16 protein-coding genes and 1 other annotated feature (1 of these 17 cut by a window edge) are annotated in these 17,995 nt (G+C 37.4%); of the genes, 12 read left to right on the top strand and 4 right to left on the bottom strand.

Annotation, left to right across the window (positions count from 1 at the left end; genetic code table 11):
- Window positions 1-49: a binding site (T-box leader), on the top strand (it extends 201 nt beyond the left edge of the window).
- Window positions 50-98: 49 nt separating this feature from the next.
- Complete coding sequence (tyrS, locus tag MF646_RS11885) at window positions 99-1,340, top strand: tyrosine--tRNA ligase (RefSeq protein WP_250096717.1); 1,242 nt, start codon at window positions 99-101, stop codon at window positions 1,338-1,340.
- Window positions 1,341-1,751: 411 nt separating this feature from the next.
- On the opposite strand, the gene rpsD is transcribed toward tyrS, so the two are convergent.
- Entirely contained in the window at window positions 1,752-2,354 is a 603-nt protein-coding gene (rpsD, locus tag MF646_RS11880) for a 30S ribosomal protein S4 (protein ID WP_034629813.1), read from the bottom strand.
- 466 nt (window positions 2,355-2,820) lie between these two features.
- Between rpsD and MF646_RS11875 the strand changes: the two genes are divergently transcribed.
- Complete coding sequence (locus MF646_RS11875) at window positions 2,821-5,046, top strand: sensor domain-containing diguanylate cyclase (RefSeq protein ID WP_250096716.1); 2,226 nt, start codon at window positions 2,821-2,823, stop codon at window positions 5,044-5,046.
- 104 nt (window positions 5,047-5,150) lie between these two features.
- Here MF646_RS11875 and MF646_RS11870 read toward each other — a convergent pair whose 3' ends face one another.
- On the bottom strand, window positions 5,151-5,636 hold the full coding sequence (locus MF646_RS11870; RefSeq protein ID WP_250096715.1) for a GAF domain-containing protein: 486 nt from the start codon (window positions 5,634-5,636) through the stop codon (window positions 5,151-5,153).
- A gap of 227 nt (window positions 5,637-5,863) precedes the next feature.
- On the opposite strand from MF646_RS11870, the gene refZ reads away from it, so the two are divergent.
- A complete protein-coding gene (gene refZ / locus MF646_RS11865) occupies window positions 5,864-6,517 on the top strand; it encodes a forespore capture DNA-binding protein RefZ (protein ID WP_250096714.1) in 654 nt (217 codons plus the stop codon).
- Here the strand turns inward: refZ and hisJ are convergent.
- On the bottom strand, window positions 6,512-7,336 hold the full coding sequence (hisJ, locus tag MF646_RS11860; RefSeq protein WP_250096713.1) for a histidinol-phosphatase HisJ: 825 nt from the start codon (window positions 7,334-7,336) through the stop codon (window positions 6,512-6,514). The genes refZ and hisJ overlap by 6 nt on opposite strands.
- A 242-nt stretch (window positions 7,337-7,578) precedes the next feature.
- Here hisJ and ezrA point away from each other — a divergent pair, with 242 nt between their 5' ends.
- The 5 genes from ezrA (at window position 7,579) to MF646_RS11835 (ending at window position 14,143) form a co-directional block, all read left to right on the top strand.
- Window positions 7,579-9,270, top strand: a complete 1,692-nt coding sequence (gene ezrA, locus MF646_RS11855) for a septation ring formation regulator EzrA (protein WP_250096712.1) — start codon at window positions 7,579-7,581, stop codon at window positions 9,268-9,270.
- 195 nt (window positions 9,271-9,465) lie between these two features.
- Window positions 9,466-10,608 carry a cysteine desulfurase family protein gene (locus MF646_RS11850; protein ID WP_250096711.1) on the top strand — a complete coding sequence of 381 codons (1,143 nt, stop codon included), beginning with the start codon at window positions 9,466-9,468 and terminating at the stop codon, window positions 10,606-10,608.
- Window positions 10,605-11,807 carry a tRNA uracil 4-sulfurtransferase ThiI gene (gene thiI, locus MF646_RS11845; RefSeq protein WP_250096710.1) on the top strand — a complete coding sequence of 401 codons (1,203 nt, stop codon included), beginning with the start codon at window positions 10,605-10,607 and terminating at the stop codon, window positions 11,805-11,807. Before MF646_RS11850 ends, thiI begins: the two co-directional genes overlap by 4 nt.
- Window positions 11,808-12,202: 395 nt before the next feature.
- On the top strand, window positions 12,203-12,412 hold the full coding sequence (locus MF646_RS11840; RefSeq protein WP_034634231.1) for an alpha/beta-type small acid-soluble spore protein: 210 nt from the start codon (window positions 12,203-12,205) through the stop codon (window positions 12,410-12,412).
- Between the two features lie 141 nt (window positions 12,413-12,553).
- Window positions 12,554-14,143 carry an amidohydrolase gene (locus tag MF646_RS11835; RefSeq protein WP_250096709.1) on the top strand — a complete coding sequence of 530 codons (1,590 nt, stop codon included), beginning with the start codon at window positions 12,554-12,556 and terminating at the stop codon, window positions 14,141-14,143.
- A 50-nt stretch (window positions 14,144-14,193) separates the two neighbouring features.
- On the opposite strand, the gene MF646_RS11830 is transcribed toward MF646_RS11835, so the two are convergent.
- Entirely contained in the window at window positions 14,194-15,003 is an 810-nt protein-coding gene (locus MF646_RS11830; RefSeq protein WP_338035494.1) for an NAD kinase, read from the bottom strand.
- A gap of 100 nt (window positions 15,004-15,103) precedes the next feature.
- On the opposite strand from MF646_RS11830, the gene sppA reads away from it, so the two are divergent.
- The 4 genes from sppA (at window position 15,104) to ytfJ (ending at window position 17,925) form a co-directional block, all read left to right on the top strand.
- Window positions 15,104-16,102 carry a signal peptide peptidase SppA gene (gene sppA / locus MF646_RS11825; RefSeq protein ID WP_250096708.1) on the top strand — a complete coding sequence of 333 codons (999 nt, stop codon included), beginning with the start codon at window positions 15,104-15,106 and terminating at the stop codon, window positions 16,100-16,102.
- 12 nt (window positions 16,103-16,114) lie between these two features.
- Complete coding sequence (locus MF646_RS11820; protein ID WP_250096707.1) at window positions 16,115-16,690, top strand: RDD family protein; 576 nt, start codon at window positions 16,115-16,117, stop codon at window positions 16,688-16,690.
- 89 nt (window positions 16,691-16,779) lie between these two features.
- Window positions 16,780-17,439, top strand: coding sequence for a DUF2953 domain-containing protein (locus MF646_RS11815; protein ID WP_250096706.1), 660 nt, complete (start codon window positions 16,780-16,782; stop codon window positions 17,437-17,439).
- A gap of 21 nt (window positions 17,440-17,460) precedes the next feature.
- A complete protein-coding gene (ytfJ, locus tag MF646_RS11810) occupies window positions 17,461-17,925 on the top strand; it encodes a GerW family sporulation protein (RefSeq protein WP_250096705.1) in 465 nt (154 codons plus the stop codon).
- Window positions 17,926-17,995: the final 70 nt, after the last annotated feature.

Genomic DNA, 17,995 nt, shown 5'->3' with positions numbered 1-17,995 from the left:
GCATTTTTCTCTTCAACAAGGGTGGTAACGCGAAGACCTCGTCCCTTATTTAGGGGAGAGGTCTTTTTTTTATACAAAAAATAGAATGGGGTATGAAAATGGAAAAAGAATTTACATTAACAGAACAACAACAAGCAGAAGTAGAGAGACAACTCGCTTATCTACAACGTGGAGTAGTTGAAATTGTACCAGAAGCTGACTTTAGAAAGAAGATCGAAAAATCCGTAGCGACCGGGAAGCCTTTAAAAATTAAATTAGGAATGGATCCATCTGCACCAGATGTTCATATTGGTCATACGGTTCCACTTCATAAATTACGTCAGTTTCAAGAATTGGGACATGAGATTCAAATGTTAATCGGGGATTTTACAGGAAGAATTGGTGATCCAACAGGTAAGTCAGAGACCCGTAAACAGTTAACAGACGAAGAAGTAAAGAAAAATGCAGAGACATATGTTGAACAGTATGGGAAAATTTTAGATATGGATAAAGTCACGATTTACTACAACTCTGAATGGTTAAAACCATTGCAGTTTGAAGATGTGGTAAAGCTTGCTGCGAATATGACCGTTGCTAGAATGTTAGAGCGAGATGATTTTGAAAAACGTTATAAATCAGGACAACCTATTTCTGTCCATGAATTTTTCTATCCATTAATGCAAGGTTATGATTCGGTTGCATTAGATACGGATATTGAAGTTGGGGGAACGGATCAAAAATTTAACCTTTTAATGGGTAGAACATTGCAAGAAGCTTATGGAAAAGAAAAGCAAGTCGCTTTGACATTGCCATTAATTGAGGGACTTGATGGAGAACGAAAGATGTCTAAGTCATTAAATAACTATATTGGCATCGACGAAGCGCCAAATGAAATTTTTGGTAAGTCCATGTCTATTCCTGATGAGTTAATGATTAAATATTATAAGCTAGCAACTGACTTACCGATGCAGGAGATTGAAAAATTAGAAGCAGGTTTAGCAGATGGCAGTGTACATCCGAGAGATGCGAAAATGAATCTAGGAGCGCTCTTCGTTGAAATGTACCACGGAAAAGAAGCAGCAGAAGAGGCTAGAACTTACTTCCAAACAGTCTTCCAAAAACGCTCTCTTCCAACAGACCTTCCTGAAACAAAATGGGAAGGCGAATCATCAGTTTGGATCGTTGATCTACTTGTAGAACTTAAGATGATGAGCTCAAAAGGTGAAGCGAGAAGAATGATTCAAAATGGTGGCGTGAAGATAAATGAAGAAAAAGTAGAAGACGTTCAACTACAAGTAGAAATAGAAGATGGATTAATTCTTCAGGTTGGAAAACGCAAATTTATGAAACTGATTAAATAAAAACAACTGGGTTGATAAAGCCTATGAAGACCCGAACCACTGAAAAGAGAGAGGAAAAATGCTTCATCGGTGAGATAAAGGCGGAAACCACTGAAAAAGAGAGAGGAAAAGTCCCTTATCGGTGAGATGAACGCCGAAACCACTTAGATAAGAATGAGAAAGTCCTTTCATAAAACCGTACGTAGAACAATAACATCACTTAAAATATCTCATGCTTCCTTAATAATGGAGCAGAACTAATAATCTGCAACTCACTGATGGTATATAGAATAAGAGACGGAAAATCGCAACGATTTTCCGTCTCTATTTCGTATGTCCAACCGCTTTTCAAAAACGACTAGGCCTATCTATTGTTCTTGCAAGAAAAAAGAAAAAGCCAGTCCAATAAGACTGACTTTTTTTCGATAAATCTTAACGTGAATAGAACTCGACGATAAGAGCTTCTGTGATTTCAGCAGGAAGTTCAGAACGTTCTGGAAGACGGCTGTAAGTTCCTTGTAAGCTATCAGCATCAAAAGTTACGTAAGCTGGAACGAAGTCGTTTCCTTCAAGAGCTTCCTTAATTACATCAAGGTTGCGTGACTTTTCACGAACACCGATTGTTTGACCAGGCTTTACGCGGTAAGATGGGATATCTACGCGGCTTCCATCAACTAAGATGTGACCATGGTTAACTAATTGACGAGCAGCACGACGAGTACGCGCAAGACCCATACGGTAAACTAGGTTATCAAGACGAGACTCAAGAAGAATCATGAAGTTCTCACCGTGAATTCCAGTCATTTTTCCAGCATCATCAAAGATGCGACGGAATTGACGCTCATTTACTCCGTACATGTGACGAAGCTTTTGCTTTTCTTGAAGTTGTAAACCATATTCAGAAAGCTTTTTGCGTTGGTTTGGACCGTGTTGCCCTGGAGCATACGGACGCTTTGCTAATTCTTTACCCGTACCGCTTAGTGAAATTCCTAAACGACGAGATAATTTCCAAGATGGACCTGTATAACGAGCCATAATTTGACTCCTCCTTGTTATTTTGATGTTGCAAAATAACAACCGGCTGGCAATCTCTAACAATGTTCATTTTGCTTTCATGCATCTTCGCTTCGACAGCTAGAAGTTACACGATGCACCTCGTCAATATGCAGCCGCATCGAGGAACAAAATGAAGGAACATTGTATGTTTACCGTGGCTGTCTTATTTCACACAAATTCTATTATATGAAGATCATATTTAAATGTCAACCAGACATTGTGCATGAAAGTAACTTTTTATAAAATAAACATTTTTTTATGATCACAGGACACGACCGACATAGTATAATTAGATGTATATTCCTGTTATATTTTGGATATCAAACAAGATATATAGTGAAAAATCCCTAATTAGAGAAGGGGATAAAAAGAATTGTATTCATAATAAATAGTTGAATAGATCATATTACCTAATTTATACGTGATTGTGTGGTGTGTAAAAGAAATGGATAGTTTGAAACATGACAATAAAAAATATGAAAACATATTAGATAAAATAGTCTCAAGAATTATAGAGAACGAGAGCTTTAGAAAACCTGCTATATTTTTTATTGCATCAGAAGTGAACATTCTTTCGTTACATGAGGTAGGATATATACCTAAAATTTTAGCAGAGGCCAAATCATACTTTCAACAAACCTTCCTTCCGAGAACAACACCGATTCAATATGGGGAAGCCAGGCAATTTATTTCTCCTATTTTTCGCGATACATGCCAAAGTCTTTATTTTGGTGTGATCGTACAGTGCCAAAAAGAGGAGATCGATACAATAAGTAAGTACATTGAAGCTATTTCAAATGGAATTGCCTCTTCTTATTCTGAGCTTGCACAACCTAAGCAATCTGTAACGACAGAGGAATTACTTATGACAGCAGACTATGAAGTTATGTTTACTAAGTTAGCGAAAGCATTGGTTCACTGTTGGGCACAACGAGATACTAATCACCATTTGACAATATATAACATGAAACATAACAGGCTTATTGCAATGGGCTCTTCAAAGGATTTGCCCATTTCCGAAATTACTTTGTCAGGTGAGTTTGAAAATAATTTACTAAGTTCACACAGGATTCCTCTTATTATGAAAGGGAGTCTGTTCATAGAAGAAAAGGATCAAAGAACGTACCTTATTTTCCCTATTGTTTTTGAAGAGAAAGTTGTCGCAGTTTTTAGCTTCTCCTATCAAGTTGAGGAGGAAGCTTATAAGGAAAAAAGCAATTATGAATGGATAAACAGATTAATTCCATTGTTCCAAAAAGGATATGGTCAAGAAAAGGAAAAGGAAGTAGAGAAACGTAAAGATATTTTAATGCAAGTTGCTAAAAAGTTTCATTCTACGATAGATATTGCTAAAGTTCTTGATGGGATTGTTGATGCAATTAAGAAGGCTTATCCAAAATTTAAAGTACATTTGCTCATATCGCAAGAATGGCAAGTAAATGAAGAATTGCCAATTAAGCCGTTTTTGTACGGAACCAGAAAGAGTGACCCTTTAGTTGAACAGGCTTATTTATCAGGGCGGGTTCAGCTTGCTCATGCGTTGGGGAAGGATAATATCTTTATATTTGCACCACTAAGGGGAAAGCAAGGTGTCTATGGTGTAATGGAAATTGAAACAGTTGATAACAGTCATATTCCTAAAGAAGAAGTTGACTTTATAAAAGTTTTGGCAGATACAGGTGGAATCGCACTAGAAAATGCAGAATTATTTCAACAAAGTCATAAGCTTATTCATGATCTACAATTAATTAATAAAACGTCACATCAATTGAACCTTAATTTACGTTTAGCTGATACGATCAATTTTATGACACGTCAAATAACAGAATCTTTTGGGGCAGAGCATGTCGGCTTTATTATTTTTCAATCAAAAGGAGAATCCATTGTTCTGGAAGGTAGCTCACAGCTCTTTCTTGAAGAAACGATAATAGAAGAGTTAGCCCCTTTTATCAAGACGGTGAAACGAGAAAAAGATGCTGTATTTATTGGGGATACCGATCTTCAAAACATAAACGTTCTTGAAGGTTTTCAATCTGTCCTTGCAGTCCCGATGATCCAAAATAAACAGTTAAAAGGAATCGTCATAGCTATCCATCGAAATAAAAATCATTTTAGTTTTGATAACTTTAAACTTCTTCAATCTCTTGTTCACCACTCTACGTTGGCATTTACAAATTCGATGCTACATGAAGAATTGGAAAAACTAGTTATTACCGATCATTTAACACGACTTCATTCACGTAGCTATCTTGACGAGTGTATACAACAGTCTTTGATGAATGATAGGAAAGGGACGTTACTATTATTAGATATTGATAATTTCAAGAAGGTGAACGATACTTTTGGTCATCAAGTGGGGGATGATATAATCATTCAGGTTGCCAATGTGCTAAAGAGAAATATACGTGATGGGGATATTGCAGCTAGGTGGGGAGGAGAAGAGCTGGCTATATATTTTCCAAAAGTCGATGTGGAAATCGGTTTGAAAATTGCCAGAAGAATTCTCCGAGCAGTTGAACTTGAGACAAGTCCACGTGTGACTGCATCAATTGGTTTATCACACTGGAGTTCAAATGACCATGATATTACATTACAAAAACTTTTAAAATTAGCTGATCAAGGTTTGTATGATGCAAAAGAAACAGGGAAGAACCGAGTTGTGGTGAAATAAATAAAGTTGTCTCAAAAACCTCGCTTTAGATCCGCGAGCATTCTACATGAATGAACGTTTTGTATCTTTGTATAGGGGTTAATGAGACAACATTTCTTTCAATTTTATAAAACGATATGTTTTTCAAGAACTGTTACAAATTCCTCTAAATAACGTTGCTCTTCTTCTGTAAACCTTGCTAGAAGAGGGCTGTCAATGTCTAAGATGGCAACAAGTGAATTGTTTTGACGTATTGGGATGACAATTTCTGAACGAGACGCTGCATCACATGCGATATGGCCAGGGAATTGATGAACATCCTCAACTAGCATCGTTTCATTTCTTTCTACTGCCGTTCCGCACACACCTTTTCCTACTGGGATTCGTACACATGCAGGTAAACCTTGAAATGGCCCTAACACTAAGCCTTCTTTCTTCAATAGATAAAATCCTACCCAATTCACATCGTCTAGAAATTGAGCTAATAGTGCACTTGCATTTGCAAGATTGGCGATAAGATCTTCCTCACCGCTTAATAAAGCATCTAGCTGCTTTGAAAGTGTCGTATATTGTTCTTCCAACGTACCTTTATATGCTTCTTTTGCGAACATGTCCATCCAACCTTTCTTTTGAAAAAAACTATTGTGACATTTTACATGAAATTATATAAAAAGGATACTCAAAAGAAATCAAGAGAGGAACGAGGAGTCGAAAATGATAGGGCAAAGCAAGAATTTTGTTGAAAAGTCAATGATTTTTGTCGAGCGATTCATAGAGGAAAATGGCTTACTAGCACGAAAATTTTAAGAGGAAGGATATACAAGGAGGGCTACCAATTATGAAGGAAACAAAAAAAGATAGAATTATTGATGCTGCTGTTCGACTTTTTCATACTCAAGGTTTTGATGGTACCTCGGTTCGAGATATCGCTAGTAAGGCTAACGTCAATGTCGCTCTTGTCTCCTATCATTTTGGTGGAAAAAAAGGCCTCTATGAAGAGTTGATGACTCAGTTTCTTGAAGGACATTTGCAAATAATAAAAAACGAACAAGAGAAATCACTTAATTCTACAAAAGAACAGTTACTTTCACTAATAAAAGCGCTTCTTCAATATCAATCTGAAAATCATTTTGTCGCTCGGATGGTTCATCGCGAAATGACTATGGACTCAGTTTTAGTGCGAGAACTTATGACGACATATTTAAGAAAAGAAAAACATGACTTAGAAGAGCTTATTCGCTCTGGTATGAGAAAGGGAGAATTTCGGAAGCAACCACTTGACTTTGCTGTCATTCATCTACGGACGATGATTATTATGCCTTTCCAATCTCCCCATTACTTAAGCGAGCTCTACCAGATTACAACAACCGAACCGTACTTTATTGAAAGATATATGAAGCATATTAGACATTGGATTGATCTTTGGCTTTGCAAGAGTCAGCAAGAGTATACAACTACGACTACGTATTTACTGCCAAGGTCTATTTCATAATAAGGATAAGGGTCTCGTAAAACTTGCTTTTGGATAAAGTTGATCCATTCCTGACATTAATCCATTCGCTTGATGTGCGTCTGAACCATACACAAGTGGGATGGCAAGATCGATGGCCTTTTTAATAATTAATTCATTAGGGTAGGGCTCTTTACATAATGGCTTGGTACAACCCGCGCCATTATAATCGAGCGCATACCCTTTTTTCTTGATCTGATGCAGAATTAAATTAGTTTCTTCAGAGAAGTCACTAGCTACTGGGAATTTCTGAATGAATTTCCTAGCTAGTGTTATATGACCTATCCGCTTAGGTTTAAAAGGACCTAAGTCCATTTCAATTGACTTCGTAACCGTTTGATAATAGAGCTTATGCACGGATTCCGTTGATCCTAATTGTTTAATGGCATCTGAAAAAACATCAGGGCTGTAATCAATACAAAGGTAATTCTCATTAATTTTCAAAAAATGGACAGATAAAATACTGTCATCTAACAGCGGACCAATTTCATTTAGAAAGTCTAATGTTTCTTTTTCATAACCTTCAATATAATCAATTTCTAATCCGGCATAAATAGTAAGATGTTTATTATAATGCCGTTTTAGTGCTTGAATTTCCTTGAAATAGTCTTGCAAATCATCTGGATTCATTCCACTATCTTTCAAGGGAGTAGGGTCTTGAAAAGAAGGAGGGAGAGGAGCATGCTCTGTGAACGTAATTCCTTTTATATTTTTTTGAATTGCCAACTCACAATACTTCTCAAACGAATCTTTCGTACCATGAGGACAATAAGGACTGTGAATGTGACCATCATGTATCATTCATTTCTCTCCTTACTAATTGAGAATGAAAAATAAATTTCTCTCGTTTTGTTTTTATTTTACAGATTTGAACTTATAAAATGGATACAAACTAGCTATTTCATGGTATCATAGAAACTATCAAAATCGTAAAAATCTTAGACAAATTTGTCAAAAATAGAGGATTTTTGTTTTATTTGCAGAAACAACAAGAAGCTATATTGAAATGTACAGACTAATGAGCAAAAGAAGGGAGTCCTCCTATGATTTATTACTTAATATACATTAGCATAGCCATTGTTGCTATTTTTATAATTGTTAGTTCCGTTATACGAAAGCGTGTATATAAGGAAGTAGACCGATTAGAGGAATGGAAAAATGGTATATTAAATCGAGATATTCCTGATGAAATTGGCAAGGTGAAACATTTACATATGTCCGGTCAGACAGAAGAAAAATTTGAAACATGGCGCAATGAATGGGACGAAATTGTTGGGGGGATCTTGCCAGATATCGAAGAGAAGTTATTTGATATAGAGGATCTTGCTGGAAAAAACCGTTTTAATAAAGCGAAACAGCTATTAGAGCTAACTGAAAAGCGTCTCGTTAGCATCGAAGAACAAATTAAGACTTTATTAGATGATGTCAAAAGCCTTGTTCAAAGTGAAGAGCAAAATAGAAGCGAAATTGATGAAGTGCGTACAGCTTATAAGGAGCTATTTTCAACGATTACGAAGAAACGTGGATCTTTGGGCCTTGGTCTTGCTTCCTTTGATGAGAAAATGGATCAAATTAACGAACAACTTGAAATGTTTGATCAGGCAACGGCTGATGGGAGTTACTTGAAAGCTAGAGAACACCTTGTTTCGGCTAATGAAATAGTTACTCATTTAGAAACATTAGTAGAGCAGTACCCTAAGCTTCTTGTGCAGGTTGAAACAAGAATCCCCGCTGAAATGAAAGAGATAAGAGATGGAATGGAAGAAATGGAGTCAGCTGGCTATCAACTAGAGCCATTTTCACTACATTCAAGATTAGAGCAAATGGAACTAGAACTGGATAAAGTTAAAGAGGATTTAGTTGTTTTAAAATGTGATGGAGCTGAGGAGAAGCTTTTTGAGCTCTCGAATAAAATTGAACAGCTTTATGATACGCTTGAGTTCGAGGTTGAATCGAAACAATATGTTTTTGACCAACTAGTGCAATTGAAGTCTCAAATAGATGATAGCGAACGAAAAGTTGAGGCGTTATCTTACGAGACAATGGATGTACAAAAAAGCTATTTTGTTTCAAAACAACAATTGAGTACTCAAAAACAAATTAAAGAAAATGTTCATGATTTGACGAACCAGTTATATGTTTTAACGGATTTAGCAGAACATCAAAAGCAGACTTATACATCGATTCGAGAAATGGTAGTTGTGTGGCAAAATGAAATGAACAAGCTTACCGAAGAAATTGAACAAGAGAAAGCAACGCTGTTTGCTTTAAGAGAAGATGAACGAACGGCGAAGGAGACCCTACAGTCTCTTCAAGACATCATGATGGAGACGTATCGTGTTCTAAAAAAGAGCAATATTCCAGGAATGCCACAACATACACTAGATCAATTAGAAAATGCTGATGAAACGCTAGTTCGGGCAGCTGATCAATTAGCTCAAGTACCGTTGGAGTTAGGCAGGGTGACTGTGTTAGTTGAAGAAGCAGAAACGATTGTTAAAAAGAATCAAGAGATGGTCATTGAGATAGTAGAGGTCGCTGATTTAGCAGAAAAAGTTATTCAATACGGCAATCGCTATCGAAGTCGATCAGAAGATGTTGCTGCAGGCTTGTTGGAGGCTGAATTGTTGTTTAGACAATATGAATATGAGGAAGCTTTAAACTGTGCTGTTTCTGTCATAGAGAAATATGAGCCAAATGTATTGGATGTTGTCAAAGGGTATATGCCTGTATAGTAAAAAAGCTAGCTCCGACAAGAGGTGTCGGAGCTAGCTTTTTTTATTCAGCCACTCTCTCGTTTTAAAAAACGGTGCTTTTTCGTACTATCATGTGAATAACTGGCAATATTGATAATGTACCTTGTTATTTAAAGATTTTATGCTAACATATATGGATGCGTAAATAAAAATGAGGTATAGGGGGAGTATATGATGATTTACTTAGATAATAGTGCAACGACCAAACCGTTTCAGGAAGTGATTGAAACGTATGCGAAAGTTGCATCAACCTATTTTGGAAATCCATCTTCTCTTCACTCTCTCGGTATGCAGGCAGAAGGGTTAATTGGTGAATCTAGAAACCGTATTGCCCGACTACTTGGTGTAGGAGCTAATGAAATCATCTTCACTTCTGGTGGAACAGAAGGAAATAATATAGCAATTAAAGGGGCGGCTCGAGCAAAACAAAACCGAGGCAAACACATAATTACTACTCGAGTCGAGCACCCTTCAGCTGATGAGGCATTCGTTCAGCTTGAAAAGGAAGGGTTTGACGTAACTTATTTACCTGTTGATCAAGAAGGTAGCGTAAGCGTAGAGCAAGTTAAAAAGGAAATTCGTTCTGATACAATCATTGTTTCAATGATTCATGTTAACAATGAGACAGGAACGATCTTACCTATCAAAGAAATCGGTCAGCTTCTAAAAAGTTACCCTCAAATTCTTTTTCATGTTGATCATGTTCAAGGGGTCACGAAAGTCCCTTTAGAATTGCGTAAATCTGGAATAGACTTATGTACATTTTCTGCTCATAAATTTCATGGGTTAAAGGGGAATGGCTTTTTATTTGTTAGAGAAGGATTGAGAATCGATGCACTCTTTCATGGCGGTGCGCAAGAAAGCCGTCTTAGGGCGGGTACGGAAAATGTAGCAGGGATTGTCGCAATGGCAAAAGCATTACGATTATCGTTTGAACAAGATAATAAACGCAAAGAACTCGAACAGTTACGTCATAATTTGATTACACAGTTAAAGGAATTAGAAGGAGTTGTTATTAATAGTCCAGAACATAACGCAGCTCCTCATATCGTTAATTTCTCAATTCCAGGTGCAAAGCCAGAAGTAATTGTTCAATCATTAACAGCAAAAGACATCTATGTATCTACGAAATCTGCTTGTTCATCAAAGGCTTCAGAACCGAGCCGAGTACTGCTAGCGATGGGTCTAAGTGAGGAAAGAGCAAACTCAGGCATACGTGTTAGTTTCTCTTTTGAAACAACAGCTGCTGAGTTGGATCAATTTATAGCTGAATTAAAAGTTATTATTCCGGAATTATTGGAGGTTGTAAATTCATGACATATGATCATATATTAATTAGGTTTGGAGAATTAGCATTAAAAGGAAAAAATCGCTCCATTTTTGAAAAATCATTGCAGCAAAATATTAAAATGAGTTTAAAATCATTTTCTAACTTAGAAATTAAACGCACATATGGTCGAATTGTTATCAAATTAAATGGTGAAAACCACGAACTTGTCGTTGATAAATTAAAACACATTTTTGGTATCCATTCATTTAGTTTGGCATTGAAAGTCGAAAATGACATTGAATCGATGCAAAAGGGTGCTCTTCAAGTATTGAAGGATCATGAAGGTGTTCAAACCTTTAAAATTACTGCAAGAAGAGCTTATAAACCTTTTCCACTTGATACAATGCAGTTAAATCGGGAAATTGGCGGATATGTCTTAGCGAATACGGATGGAATTACAGTGGATGTTCATAATCCAGATGTAGATATTCGAGTAGAAGTGCGTGAAACAGCAACCTACGTAACATCAGGTTCTTATGCAGGAGCAGGGGGCCTACCTGTAGGAACGAGTGGAAAAGTATTGTTGTTATTATCGGGTGGAATTGATAGTCCAGTTGCCGGCTACTTAACGTTGAAACGTGGGGCAAAAATTGAGGCTGTGCATTTTCACAGTCCCCCATATACTAATGAGCGAGCAAAGCAAAAAGTTATTGATCTGGCGAAGGCATTAACGAAATATGGAAGCTCTGTCGTGTTGCATCTTGTACCTTTTACAGATGTGCAAAAGCATATTCATCAACACATCCCGAGTAATTTACAAATGACAATTATGAGAAGAGTCATGCTTCGCATTAGTGAGAAAATTGCCCAAGAACGAAAAATCCTTGCTCTTGGTACTGGAGAAAGTTTAGGACAAGTTGCTAGTCAAACGTTGCACAGCATGAATACAATTAATGAAGTAACGAACTTGCCAATCATCCGCCCGTTAGTTACAATGGACAAGCTTGAGGTCATTGATATTGCTAAAAAAATCGAAACGTATGAAACATCGATTTTACCATTTGAGGATTGCTGCACAATCTTCTTACCACCAGATTCAAAAACAAGGCCAAAAAGAGAACAAGCTAATAAATACGAACAATACATCGAAGTAGAAAAATACGTCAATGATGCAGTAGAACGAACAGAAAAACTCATAATAACAAGCTCAGCACCAGTAAATAAAGAAGTAGATAACTTGTTTTAGTTTAACCAAAAAGGCGATCTTCCTTTTTGGTTAAACTAAGCGCTGAGCGGAGCCGCCGTAATGTTTTAAGCCTTTTGAGTGGTCTTCTCAAAAGGCGCACGGCGAGAGAAGCCAGAGCAAAGAGGTTCGCACTATTCCTGCAAAGGCGAACTTCCTTTTTGATGAAACTAAGCGCTGAGCGGAGCCGCCGTAATGTTTTAAGCCTTTTGAGTGGTCTTCTCAAAAGGCGCACGGCGAGAGAAGCCAGCGCAAAGAGGATCGCACTATTGCGGCAAAAAGGCGAACTTCCTTTTTGATGAAACTATGTTTGATTAATTACAACAATTACCAGCTAACCTTGTGTATGTTTTTACCCTCTCCTACTCATTCTATGAGTACAGAAGGAGGTGAGAAACATGGCAAACAACAACAGCGGTAATTCAAACCAGCTTCTTGTACCTGGTGTACAACAAGCTCTAGATCAAATGAAGTATGAAATCGCTTCTGAATTTGGTGTTCAACTTGGAGCAGATGCTACTTCTCGTGCTAACGGTTCTGTTGGTGGAGAAATTACAAAGCGTCTAGTTCAAATGGCTGAACAACAAATGGGTGGCAGCATCCAATAATTAGATATATTATGGCTGGGAGAAGGGTGTTTAACTACACCCTTCTCTTTGTTTTTGAGAAAATTATCTTAAAGTGACATAATATTATATAAAGAATGAACGTGTTACATTTTTACATAGTTGTCGAGGAGGAAAGGGATCATGGGAACGCTTTGGTACAACGGAACGTTTTTTACGATGACAGAAGAAGGCGAAACGGTTTCAGCTCTTTATGTTCAAGATGGGCGAATATATGATTTAGGTAACAAAGAACATTTGGAAAAACGGTATGCAGATGTAATTGAGAGAAGGCATGATTTGTCTGGAGCCTTTGTTTATCCTGGATTTGTTGATAGTCACTTACATATTATTGGTCACGGTGAAAAGCTGATTCGGCTTGATTTATCTGAAGTAAGCCAAGCCGAAGAAATGAGGTCTTTACTAGAGAGAAAGTATAACCAATCAAGCGGTGATCAATGGATTTTCGGGGAAGGTTGGAATGAAAATAACTTTCCGGATAGGAAAATATTTCATCGTTTAGAACTAGATGAAATATCACCCAATAAACCAATGTTTCTAACAAGAGTGTGTCGACATGCTGCGCTTGTAAACACAAAGGCTTTAGAGATGGCAGGAATAACAAAGGAAACAAAAGACCCAACGGGGGGAGTCATTGTTCGTGATGACCATGGAGAGCCAACTGGGTTTCTTCTTGATACAGCAGCGGATTTAGTGAAAGAAAAAATTCCAAAAGTCACAGATGAATATGTAAATCGCGCTCTTCGAGTGGCAGTTAACGATTTATTACGAGTAGGATTAGTTGGTGGTCATACAGAGGATCTTCATTACTATGGAGGATTTAAACAAACGTTTGATCAATTTATGAATGTCATAGACGGTAAACAAACGAAGTTTCGTGCTCATCTCCTTGTTCACCATGAAGCAATCGATGAAATGGAAAATGAAAATTATGATAAAGGGTCAATCACGCCTTTTATTGAACTAGGTGCAGTGAAAATATTCTCCGATGGTGCGCTTGGTGGGAGAACGGCTTATTTACGTAGTCCCTACACTGATGACCCATCAACATCAGGTGTAGCCATACATACGGAAGAAAGTTTACAAAAACTTGTAAGAGAGGCACGAAACAAGAATCGGCCTGTGGCCATTCATACGATTGGAGATGGTGCTCTTGATATGGCTCTAACAGCTCTAGAGAAATATCCAGTGACAGAAGGGAGAGATCGATTGATCCATGTTCAAGTAGTCGATGATACGCTAATTGAACGAATGAAGAAGTTGTCGGTGATTCTTGACCTGCAACCAAGATTTGTTGCTTCGGATTTCCCTTGGGTGATGGAACGATTAGGAGAGGAACGAATTAAACATTCGTTTGCGTGGAAAACGTTACTTGAAAATGGGTTACACTGCGCTGGTGGTTCAGATGCCCCAATTGAGCCTGTTAATCCACTTCTTGGAATTCATGCGGCCATAACGAGAACCCGAATAGGAGAGAATCATGAAGGGTACTTACCAGAGCAAAAACTTACCCCTTTTGAAGCAGTGCAACTTTTCACAACGGGAAGTGCTTATGCCATTGAAAAGGAAAATGAACGAGGAAAAATAGCAAAAGGCTATGTAGCGGATTTCACGATACTTGACCAGAACTTATTCACAGTTACCCCTGATGAAATTTTAACTACAAACGTGGTGATGACTGTTGTAGATAATACAATTATGTATGAAAAATAATAAATGGCCTGTCCGAGAATATTACGAGCGGACAGGCTTAATTTGTATACTTATTTTGGTTTGCTTAGAAAGTTTCGTTGAACTTTTTCCCAAAAAGAGTTGTTTTTTAATTTTAATACCTTAATTGATTGTTCAGCAAGACGGAGTTTTAATTGTTTGGCATGACGAATACTAAGGGCTTCATTATCTACTCCAATAATTGGGTGGTCATTTCCATCTTGTACGACTTTTAATGTTAATGACCTGTTTTGTCCAAGGAGAAAGGATGTACCAAGTGTACGATATTGGTTGTTATTTAAAGAAGCGATTTCACTAACTTGTAAAGAAGGAAGGGTCGGATCAACTACAGCGCCATTAACAGACATGTTATAAGCCGTACTTCCGGTTGGTGTGGATACGATCATTCCATCCCCTCGGAATGTTTCAAAATGCAAATCGTCAATGAGTACATCAATGACAAATGTTTTGATAACATTTGAACGAATTGAGCATTCGTTCAAGCAAAAAAATGGTTTCTCGTTATCTACTGTCACTTCAAGAATCGGATAACGTCGTACTTCCACCTCAGCGTTTTTCATAGCTTGAATCATTTGTTCCATGTCTTGAATAGAAAAATCCGTATAAAATCCTAACGAATCCGTGCTAACACCTACATATAGACAATCTTGCTGAAAGCCAGTCTTTCGAGTTGCTTGCAAAAAAGCATTATCGCCGCCTATGCTTGCAATAATATTTGCCTCTTCAACATTAGTAACGATGTTAAATTCGTTCCTCTCAGCAAGAGTACGTAACTGGTGTACGATTTCTTCCATTTCATTTGTACGCTTATAGGATAAATACAGGTTGGTTCTAGATGACACAATTCTCATCCTCTCTGAAATGTCCTTTTATCAATTTTATGTTATCATATCCATTGATTGGGAAAAAGAAACGAAAAAGTGAAATTAGAGGAGTGAGGGAATGAGTCGTAAACGTTGGTTAGCGTTAATTGCTGTTGCTATGCTATTGGTGGTTTCGCTCGTGGTAAATGCAGCGACATCGATGATTTTTTCTAATACGAGTTCATTGATGGATTCCATGCGACATCATGATTGGACTGAACAGATTGTTGAGACAGGGGAAGAGTTTGGAGGTCAAATTGTTGTATTAGAAGTTACTGGGGTCATACAAGATGTAGGGGATGGAGGTTTATTTGCACCAACTGGCTACAGACATCAAATGTTCTTGTCGCAAATTGAACAAGCGGGTAAAGATCCAAATGTTGAAGGGATTATTATTCGGGTAAATACCCCAGGCGGCGGCGTTGTGGAAAGTGCTGAAATACACGAGAAAATCGTTGAAGCACAAACAACTTATGATAAGCCAATTTATGTTTCAATGGGAAGTATGGCAGCCTCTGGAGGATATTACATAGCTGCACCAGCTGATAAAATTGTAGCCAGCCCACAAACGATAACCGGATCAATTGGTGTAATCATGGAATCAATTAACGTAACAGAACTAGCTGAAAATTATGGAGTGAAAGTGAATACAATTAAAAGTGGTCCATACAAGGATATCATGTCTGCGACAAGAGAAATGACGGAAGAAGATAGAGCAATCCTTCAATCTTTAATTGATGAATCGTATGATGAATTTGTTCGAGTCATTGCTGAGGGAAGAAACATGACTGAGTCTGAAGTTCGTACAATTGGGGACGGACGAATTTATAGCGGAAATCAAGCTTTGGAGCTTGATTTAGTTGACGAGCTTGGAACTTTAGATGATACGATTGCTATGATGCAAGACCATGTTGGAAATTTTGATGTAATTAAATATGAGCCACATATTGGTTTTCCAGGCTTTCTTTCTTTGTCGTTGAAGCAATTATTCGGCAATAATACGGGAGAGTTAGCAACACTTGAACGAATCTTAGCTACACATCGTTCACCAAGTTTACAATATATCTATACAGATTAAGGAGGGGAGAACATGAGTCAATTAGTTGCAAGAGCACTTCCGCCAAAACGAAAACGTATCGTAAACAGTCGTTTACGAAATCGAAAGGTACAAGACATTCATTCTCCTCCTGAAATTAATAAAGATGGGGAGAAAGCGGAAACCTCCCTATATTTTGCCGGGTTTTGGATGCGTCTTTGGGCATTTCTTTTAGATATGATAACGGTATTCTCATTAAATGGATTACTTGTATACCCGCTGCTGCGGCTAACGAATGTAAATGGGTTGTTATCACTTGGTCCTTTTAACCTTGAGACAGTTTTATCAGCTGTCATATTTTTCTTGTATTTTGCGATTATGACAAAAATTTACGGTCAAACCATTGGGAAGATGATTATGGGGCTCCGCGTGATCTCGTTAAAGAATGATGAATTAAGTTGGACACAAATTATTTTCAGAGAAGGCGTTGGACGCTTTATACATCAATCTTTCTTTCTACTTTATGCCATTTATGTTATGGTTGCTTTTACAACAAAAAAACAAGGCCTTCATGACGTGATTGCAGATACATGCGTTATACATGAACGCGAAGAACAGTCTCATATGTAATTTTGAATAAACCTGCCAAAACTGGCAGGTTTATTCTGTATAAAAAAGGAGAAACTAGGTACAACTGAAATTTGTAAAAGGGGTATTGTATGGTTTGGACGATAATTATTTCAGCAATAATAATCTTGTTTACCATCATTATTTTTTCTAAGGTGAAAATATATATAGATTATCAACATAATCAAGATGATGACTTACTTGATGCCAAAGTCACGTTTTGGGGGATGAGAATTTATACATTTTCGGCACCTGTAATAAAAATTGATGATGATTCCGCTTCTTTGATTGTGGAAGAAGAACAAAAAATTGCGGGTATAGAATCAAAAAAAGCACTTCCTGTCACACCAGAATTGCTGCAACATTATTTTCGGTGGTTAAAGGATTTTTTAGACCACGTAGTCGGCCTGCATAAGATCGTAAGAAAATTTTTAAAAAAAGTTAGAGTAAATTCTTTTACATGGCACACAGATATTGGGGTTGGTGACGCGGCTCACACAGCTCAACTTGCTGGAGCAATTTGGGGAGTAAAAGGGAATATTATTGGATTAGTTGGTAACTATATGAGAATGAAGTTCATGCCAAAGCTAACAATAGATCCACATTTTCAAGCGATGGTATCTCACACGTACCTTTCATGCATGTTTTCTTTCAGAATCGGACATGCTATCGTTGCAGGTCTAATGTTACTCAAGCATTGGAGACGAAGACCGAAAATGTCTAAAACAAATTCGGTTGAAAAAAATATGTAATTTATGAAGGAGGAAACGAACATGACAGACCATCCAATTCAAGGCTTAATGAAGACGGCTATGGAAAATTTAAAAGAAATGGTCGATGTAAACACAATAGTTGGTGACCCAGTTGAGACTCCTGATGGCAGTGTCATTATGCCAGTTTCTAAAGTGGGCTTTGGTTTTGCGGCCGGTGGTAGTGAATTTGTTATCGAAGAACGTGGCCCAAAAGAAGAACATAAGCATCCTTTTGGTGGAGGTAGTGGTGGTGGGGTATCCATTACACCGATTGCCTTCTTAGTTGTAAACAGTGAAGGTGTTAAGATGGTACACTTAGATAGCAACACTCATTTGTATGAGAAGTTACTTGACTTTGCTCCACAAGTTGTTGAAAAAATCCAGCAAATGGTTGGTAATAATGGCAATAGTGGTTCTAACAATGGTTCTACTACTACTTTTTCAAGTACAACAACTACAACGGATCCTAATCAACCACCACTTTAAGAATGGGGATAACCCCATTCTTTTCTTTTTAGAAGTTTTATGCATATAACTGGCATATTTTCCTAGCCTC

It is taken from the genome of Halalkalibacter alkaliphilus, assembly GCF_023555415.1.
In the GTDB taxonomy this organism is placed as follows: domain Bacteria; phylum Bacillota; class Bacilli; order Bacillales; family Bacillaceae_D; genus Halalkalibacter; species Halalkalibacter alkaliphilus.
Note: the sequence above shows the minus strand (reverse complement) of the source record. Positions and strands in the feature narration are given on the sequence as shown.

What these genes read in the sequence shown, in the direction of transcription:
- refZ (WP_250096714.1), top strand. Translation starts at nt 5,864, where the DNA reads ATGAAGGAAACAAAAAAAGATAGAATTATTGATGCTGCTGTTCGACTT.
- MF646_RS11870 (WP_250096715.1), bottom strand. Translation starts at nt 5,636, where the DNA reads ATGTTCGCAAAAGAAGCATATAAAGGTACGTTGGAAGAACAATATACG.
- tyrS (WP_250096717.1), top strand. Translation starts at nt 99, where the DNA reads ATGGAAAAAGAATTTACATTAACAGAACAACAACAAGCAGAAGTAGAG.
- MF646_RS11850 (WP_250096711.1), top strand. Translation starts at nt 9,466, where the DNA reads ATGATTTACTTAGATAATAGTGCAACGACCAAACCGTTTCAGGAAGTG.
- sppA (WP_250096708.1), top strand. Translation starts at nt 15,104, where the DNA reads ATGAGTCGTAAACGTTGGTTAGCGTTAATTGCTGTTGCTATGCTATTG.
- thiI (WP_250096710.1), top strand. Translation starts at nt 10,605, where the DNA reads ATGACATATGATCATATATTAATTAGGTTTGGAGAATTAGCATTAAAA.
- MF646_RS11875 (WP_250096716.1), top strand. Translation starts at nt 2,821, where the DNA reads ATGGATAGTTTGAAACATGACAATAAAAAATATGAAAACATATTAGAT.
- MF646_RS11815 (WP_250096706.1), top strand. Translation starts at nt 16,780, where the DNA reads ATGGTTTGGACGATAATTATTTCAGCAATAATAATCTTGTTTACCATC.
- ezrA (WP_250096712.1), top strand. Translation starts at nt 7,579, where the DNA reads ATGATTTATTACTTAATATACATTAGCATAGCCATTGTTGCTATTTTT.
- MF646_RS11840 (WP_034634231.1), top strand. Translation starts at nt 12,203, where the DNA reads ATGGCAAACAACAACAGCGGTAATTCAAACCAGCTTCTTGTACCTGGT.
- MF646_RS11820 (WP_250096707.1), top strand. Translation starts at nt 16,115, where the DNA reads ATGAGTCAATTAGTTGCAAGAGCACTTCCGCCAAAACGAAAACGTATC.
- rpsD (WP_034629813.1), bottom strand. Translation starts at nt 2,354, where the DNA reads ATGGCTCGTTATACAGGTCCATCTTGGAAATTATCTCGTCGTTTAGGA.
- ytfJ (WP_250096705.1), top strand. Translation starts at nt 17,461, where the DNA reads ATGACAGACCATCCAATTCAAGGCTTAATGAAGACGGCTATGGAAAAT.
- MF646_RS11835 (WP_250096709.1), top strand. Translation starts at nt 12,554, where the DNA reads ATGGGAACGCTTTGGTACAACGGAACGTTTTTTACGATGACAGAAGAA.
- hisJ (WP_250096713.1), bottom strand. Translation starts at nt 7,336, where the DNA reads ATGATACATGATGGTCACATTCACAGTCCTTATTGTCCTCATGGTACG.